Origin of the sequence: Kitasatospora cystarginea, from assembly GCF_039533515.1 — a bacterium.
In the GTDB taxonomy this organism is placed as follows: domain Bacteria; phylum Actinomycetota; class Actinomycetes; order Streptomycetales; family Streptomycetaceae; genus Kitasatospora; species Kitasatospora cystarginea.
The window spans coordinates 1-6442 of the sequence record NZ_BAAATR010000100.1 but is presented as its reverse complement, the minus strand read 5'-3'; the positions used below and the strand labels follow the sequence as shown (position 1 = coordinate 6442).

Below are 6442 nucleotides of genomic sequence, written 5' to 3'. Positions count from 1 at the left end.
CTCCGGCGGCTCGTCGCTGACCGCCAACTGGCTGCTGACCGCCGTGCTGATCAAACTCTCCGACGCGGCCGGACGAGCCGAGCTGGAGCCGAACCCGGAGCAGATCCCGCCCGTACAGCCGACCATGGCCGCGCCCGCCGCACCCGCACCCGCGCCCGCCCTCTGACCCTCCCGGCGATCCTCCACCGGCGGGCCCGTCGTCCGGGCGCCCGGCCGCTCGGTTCACGCCAGGCCTCGACTAACGCATGGCAGGACCACATCCCATTAACAGGCTCTGCCCCCGATCAACGGCCCGTCACTCCCCCGCGCAGGGAGCGGCGGGCCGTTCGGCATCCCCGGCTTGCCTCAGCGCCCCGCCGACCCGCACGTCATGACGTCCCCGACGGCCGCCCGCCCGGCCGGGGCCCCAGCACCGCCGCGGCCCGGGCGGCGACAACGGCGAACCCCTTGTTCGGTTCGCACTTCACCCTGCGTGCCGACGGCACCGAACCTCCGTCCCTTCCCACGGCGATCCCGGCCCACCGCGCCGGCTCCCTACCCCGCCGGCCTCCACCTGGTCCGTCCGGGCCGCCACATCACCCCCGCCACCCACGACCCCGCCGACTTCCCCCCGCGCCTCTTCCGTCCCGGGACTAGTCGACGCCCGCGGCACCGCAAGGGCGATGCGGAGCGGGCGTGTTCGCCGCCATGGGAGCCCAACTGTCCGTCAGCTCTGCTGGTACAGCACCGCCCCGGTCCGGCACTCCGGATCCGCGAACACGTAGAGACAGCCCTCGCCGCCCCACACGTCGGCTCCGTCGTTCATCGAGAGGAACCGCATCGTCCTTCCGCAGCGCGGGCAGTGGGGGTACTCGGGATCCTGGATCCACTCCGGCCGACCGCCGAGCGTGGACCCGCCCTCGTGCCAGGCCGTGCCGCTGCCGTCCGCCGGCCGAGCGGGCCCGAGCACCAGCCGGGTCGGGTACGGATCCCAGCCGTCCAGCACCGGGCCGTTCCACTCCGGCCGTTCGTTCTTCGTCGACCAGCGGCAGCCGCCGGCGCCGTCGTACTCACTGAGGATCGTGCCGAAGTCCGTGCAGCACGGACAGGCGAGCACCTGCACGTGGTCGTCCGTGGGCAGTGCCAACGCCCGCGCGACCGCCGAGCCGGACGGCAGGTCGAGTGCGTACGCCAACTCCATGCCGCACCAGGGGCAGTGCTGCCCGGACCCGTGGCCGAAGAGCGCTTCCCCGGCCTCCTCCGCGTCCACGGCCAGCAGCTCGAACGCCTGCCGCGCCACGAGTTCCCGCCGCTCCCCCGACGGCTCCAGCTCCCAGCCCGCCGCACGGGTGTGGGCGCCGACATCGCCCGACTTCCGCCAGCGGACGAACGCCTCACGCGCGACGTCCGGATCCCCCTCGGCGACACACTCCCGCAGGAGGTACTGATTCCCGTCCGCCGAGTCGGCGAGCTCGACCAGCGCCCTGGTGGTCGGCCCGTCCGCACCTCGCCAGATCTCGCTCCGGCTGAAAACCCGCGCGGCCAACAGCCGTTCACGGTGGGGCGCCACCCGCCCGGGCTCCGCCGCCACGGCCTCCGCCAGCTGCCACACCGCGTCCTCGTCCCCGCCGCAACCCGCGGTGACCAGTGCGTTCAGTTCGTCCTCCGTCAGCACACCGGCACCTAGCCAGCCCGACCGACAGATCGGGCCGCGGCCGTCATGGCAGGCAAGCACGCCGGATACGACCGGAAGCCCGCCGTGGGCCGACCCCTCCGACGATTTCCCGATCAAGCACCAGAGCCCCGAACCGATCATGGTTCGAGGCTCTGGTCAGCGTGCCCCAGGCAGGATTCGAACCTGCGACACCGGCTTTAGGAGAGCCGTGCTCTATCCCCTGAGCTACTGAGGCGGGGCTTGTCCCGGACCTCGCACGGAGCTCGGGATCCGAGCCGTGGTCGGCCTGTCGACAAGGCGTCGAGCGTCGTGCTGCCGGGGCTGCGGGCTCGTCGGCCGTGGGTTTCCACGGGTCAGAGTGCAGCGCCCGCCGGGACGCTCGATCCACAGGGTACCGGATCGCGGGTCGGGCGGGCGCTGATGTCGTGGGACTGGTGGGGTGTGATCGTCAGGTGGTGCGCCGGCGGGCGGTCGTGGAGGGCCCGGAGGTCGGCGGCGGGCGGTCGTGGAAGGCCCGGAGGTCGGCGGCGGGCGGTCGTGGAGGGCGGCTCAGAGGCCGCCGGTGAACAGCAGGCGGTTGGGCGAGGTTTCGGCCGCCGAGAGCACGTCCTTGGTGGCCCGGGCACCGATCCAGCGCCGGACCTCCTCCGTGTTCGCGAAGGGGCGGACCGCTTTGTGGAGCGCCGCGACGCCGGCCACGTGCGGGCTGGCCATCGAGGTGCCGCCCCGGCGGTGCCGCCGCCCAGCTTCGCCGAGAGGATCTCGTGATCCTCGCAGCGGGCTGCCCGGGCTCGGCCGCCGTGACCACGCCGTCCTGCTCGAGTGCCGCCACGGCCGGCAGGTTCCGTACCGCCGCCAGCTGGAACGGGCTGAGGTCGGCGGCGAAGCCGTGCAGGACGTGGGAGTAGGTGAACCTCGGGGTGATGCCGGGTGCGGCCCTGGTCACCGTCGCCAGGTCGACGTCGTCCTTCACGGTGACGATGTAGCGGCCCGGGATGGCGGTGGACGAGGTGTGGAGCGGCGCGGGCCCGGTCCGGCTCCGGAGCGGGCTTGGCCACGGCTCCGGTGGCACCGCAGAGCGGGACGAGCAGGAGTGGTGCGCCCGAGGCGCAGCGCGCGAACAGGCGCATTCGATGCTCCGTTCAGGTCGAATGACCATCGCCATCCGGCCCATTTCGACCGCGGCCCATTCGGACTTGAGTGCCCATCGGCCACTCGGCGCAGGAGCCGGACGGCCGGCGGCCGCGGCGGAATGGGTACGCTGAGGCGCCGATGGAGCCGGGATCGGGGGACCTATGACCATCAGGAGCGGACTGACGGCGGCCCAGCTGATCGATCTGCTGGGCGACCGTGGGAGTTTCGAGTGCTGGGACACCCCGATCACGGCGGCGCCCGCCGACGAGGGGTACGCGGCCTCGCTGGCCCGGGCCCGGGCGCGGACGGGGCTGGACGAGGCGGTGACCACCGGGCGGCTGCTGGTGGACGGGCGGCCGCTGGCGGTGGTGGCCTCGGAGTTCGGCTTCCTGGGCGGCTCGATCGGGGTCGCCACGGCCGAGCGGATCACCCGGGCCGTGGAACGGGCCACGGCCGAGCGCCTGCCGCTGCTCGCCCTGCCCGTCTCCGGCGGCACCCGGATGCAGGAGGGGTCGGCCGCCTTCCTCTGCATGGTCCGGATCACCGCCGCGGTCCAGGCCCACCGGACCGCCGGGCTGCCGTACTTGACGTATCTGCGCAATCCCACGATGGGTGGGGTGTTCGCCTCCTGGGGCGCACTCGGGCAGCCGGTGCTGGCCGAGCCCGGAGCGCGGCTGGGCTTCCTCGGGCCCCGGGTGTACGAGGAGCTGCGCGGGGTCCGGCTGCCGGAGGAGGTGCAGCGGGCCGAAACGCTCGCGTCCGGCGGGCTGGTGGACGCGGTGGTGCCGCCGGACGAACTGGCCGCCTTCGTCGGGCGGTTGCTGGCCATGCTGGACCGCCGGGGCGATCCGGCGGCGGACGGGGCGCCGGCGGGCGGGGCGCCGGCGGACCGGCCCGCGGCGGACGGGCTGGACGACACCTGGGAGTCGGTCCGGCTGACCCGGAAGCCCGGCCGGCCCGGGATGCGGGAGCTGCTCGCGCGGGCCGCCGAGGGCGTACTGCCACTGACCGCGCCCACCCCGTGCGAAGGCCGGGCGGCGGGCGCACTGGTGCGCGCGTTGGCCGAGTTCGGGGGCCGGCCGGCCGTGGTGGTCGGCCAGCAGCGAGCGACTCCCGGCACCGAGCGTCCGTTCACCGCCGCCGATCTGAGGTGCGTCCGGCGCACGGCCACTCTCGCCGAACAGCTCGGACTCCCCCTGGTCACGGTGGTGGACACCGCGGGGGCCGAACTCTCCGTCCAGGCCGAACTCGACGGCGTGGCAATGGAGATCGCCCACTGTCTGGACACGCTGATCGCCCTGCGCACCCCGGTGCTGGCGGTACTGCTCGGCCAGGGCTCGGGAGGCGGCGCGCTCGCGTTGCTGCCCGCCGACCGGGTGCTGGCGGCCCAGCACGCCTGGCTGGCACCGCTGCCGCCGGAGGGCGCCTCGGCGATCGTCCACCGGGATGGCGAGCACGCGGCTGAACTGGCCCGGACCCAGGGCATCGGCGCGCACGACCTCGCGGCGGCCGGTCTGGTGGACCAGGTGCTGCCCGAACTCCCGGACGCCGCGGCGGAGCCGGACGCCTTCTGCGAACGCGCCGGCCGGGCGATCGCCCACGCACTCGGCGAACTGGCCGCCCAGCCGGAGCCGGTCCGGGCCGCCGCCCGGGCCGCGCGCAACCGCCGCCTGGGCGACCTCACCACCGCCGGTTGACACCGCCTCGCGGGCCCGTCCGGCTCCCGTATCCTGGCCGGGCCCGCCTTGCGGACTGACTTCCAGTCAGCTTCACAGATCGCCTTGACTTCCCATGCTCATCGAACCTTTGAGCTCTCCCGGGCGCGCGCTTCGCAGCGTCTGGCTATCGCCCGCCCTGGTCACCCTGCTGCTCGGCCTCTACCGGATCACCACTCCCGAGCTCTGGCGCGACGAGTTCTCCAGCTGGAGCGCGGCGACCCGGCCGTTGCCGCAGTTGTTCGCGATGCTCGGCAACGTCGACGCCAGCAACGGTGCGTACTACCTGGTGCTGCACGCCTGGACCGGTGTCTTCGGCGACTCGGTGCTCAGCCTGCGGCTGCCCTCCGCACTGGCGATGGCCGCCGCCGCCGCCTTCACGGCGCTCGCCGCGCTGCGGTGGTTCGGCAGCCGGGTGGCCGCGGTGGCCGCCGGACTGCTGCTGGCGGACCTCCCCAACGTCTCGGCGTACGCGCAGGAGGCCCGCTCGTACGCGATCGTCACCTGCGCCGTGGCGGCGGGCACCTGGTGCCTGCTGCGGGCCCTGGAGCGGCCCTGCCCGGCGCGCTGGGCCTGGTACGCGCTGTGCACGGCGCTCGCCGGGGTTTTCCACCTGGTCTCGTTGAGCAGCCTCGCCGGGCAGTGCGTGGTGGTGGCCCTGGCCGTCCGGTCGGGACGGGACACCCGGGCGCTGCGGTGGTTCCCGCCGGCGGTGTTGGCGGCGCTGCTGCCCACGGTGCCCGTGATGTTGCTGGGGCAGCGGCAGTCTGGACGCCAGCTGGAGTGGATCGCCGTCGCGACCCGGTACCGGCTGCGGACGTTCTGGCCGGAGCTCCTCGGCTCGTCCGGGGTGATGTGCGCCTTCCTCCTGCTGGCGGCGGCTGCCCTGGCGTGGCGCGGCCACCGGTCGGCGGCGGTCCAGGCGGCGGCCGCGGCCGTGCTGCCGGTGCTCGGGGTCTGGCTGGTCTCGCAGGGGCGCACCTCGTACTTCGTCGACCGCTATCTGCTCTTCACCCTGCCCGCCTGGGCCGCACTCGCGGGCGGCGGCGTCGCGGCGGTCCGCGCCGCCGCACAGGCTCTCGGCGTCCGGGTGGCACTCTGGGGGACGCCGGCGCTTCGCGAGGACGCACCGCTCCGAGGGCGCAAAAAACAGCGCGAGCGCCCCCGCGCCAACGCGGACGCCGGGTCGCGCAATGCCCCACGCACCCCAGAGGGTGCCGGGCGGGTCACGAACTCGCGCAGGGGGGCGGCCGCACCGTTCCCTGCGCCCTCCCGGACCCCGGCGCGCCTCCGGACGGCCCCGGGGCTCGCCGCCGCACCGGCGCTGGCCGTGGTCGCCGTGGTCGGACTGCTCGGGCTGCCGGAGCAGCGGGCGGTGCGGTACGTGACCGCGCGGACCGAGACCGACTACCGGGGCGCGGCGCGCCTGGTGGCGTCCGGCTACCGGGCCGGGGACGGGATCGTGGCGGTGGCCGGGCAGAAGGCGTGGATGATGGTGGGCGCCGGAGTGGCGTACCACCTGCCGGACGGCGTCCGTCCGAGACCGCTGCTGATCGCGGAGACCGCGGCACGGGCGGAGGACCTGTTCCCGTCGGAGTGCCCGGTTCCGGTCCGCTGTATCGGTGACGTGAGCCGTACCTGGGTCGTTACCATCGGCACTGGCGACGACCCGTACCAGGCACTGCCGGCCGGCCAGGCCGGTGCCCTGCGAGCGGTGTTCACCCCGAGCGAGGTCCGGCATGTGCGCGGGCTGACGGTGTCGCTGCTGGTGCGCGCAAGAGGGCGCGCGTAACGGCCCGCTGCCACTCCCGCCGCTTCGAAAGGCACAACGTGACTGCCCCCGAGGAGACCCCCAAGGAGAGCACCTTCGCCGATCTCGGCCCGGTGCTGGTGATCATCCCGACCTACAACGAGGTCGAGAACGTCGAGCGGATCGTCT

At 74.3% G+C, this 6442-nt stretch carries 4 protein-coding genes, 1 tRNA gene and 1 pseudogene; 2 read left to right on the top strand and 4 right to left on the bottom strand.

The genetic code is table 11. The features are described 5' to 3' along the window. Positions 1 to 706: 706 nt before the first annotated feature. The 4 genes and pseudogenes from ABD369_RS39715 to ABD369_RS41505 all read right to left on the bottom strand — a co-directional run. A complete protein-coding gene (locus ABD369_RS39715) occupies positions 707 to 1654 on the bottom strand; it encodes a hypothetical protein (protein ID WP_344641517.1) in 948 nt (315 codons plus the stop codon). Positions 1655 to 1816: 162 nt separating this feature from the next. Next, positions 1817 to 1889, bottom strand: a tRNA-Arg gene (locus ABD369_RS39710). 314 nt (positions 1890 to 2203) lie between these two features. Continuing rightward, positions 2204 to 2368 (bottom strand): S8 family serine peptidase, encoded by a 165-nt coding sequence (locus ABD369_RS39705; RefSeq protein WP_344641516.1) that lies wholly within the window; start codon positions 2366 to 2368, stop codon positions 2204 to 2206. Between the two features lie 97 nt (positions 2369 to 2465). Then, positions 2466 to 2813, bottom strand: a pseudogene (locus tag ABD369_RS41505) (protease inhibitor I9 family protein); the annotation flags it as partial. Between the two features lie 136 nt (positions 2814 to 2949). On the opposite strand from ABD369_RS41505, the gene ABD369_RS39700 reads away from it, so the two are divergent. Together ABD369_RS39700 and ABD369_RS39695 are read left to right on the top strand one after the other, a co-directional pair. Further along, positions 2950 to 4485 (top strand): carboxyl transferase domain-containing protein, encoded by a 1536-nt coding sequence (locus ABD369_RS39700; RefSeq protein WP_344641515.1) that lies wholly within the window; start codon positions 2950 to 2952, stop codon positions 4483 to 4485. 109 nt (positions 4486 to 4594) lie between these two features. Further along, positions 4595 to 6295 carry a glycosyltransferase family 39 protein gene (locus ABD369_RS39695; RefSeq protein ID WP_344641514.1) on the top strand — a complete coding sequence of 567 codons (1701 nt, stop codon included), beginning with the start codon at positions 4595 to 4597 and terminating at the stop codon, positions 6293 to 6295. The last annotated feature ends 147 nt before the right edge of the window (positions 6296 to 6442 follow it).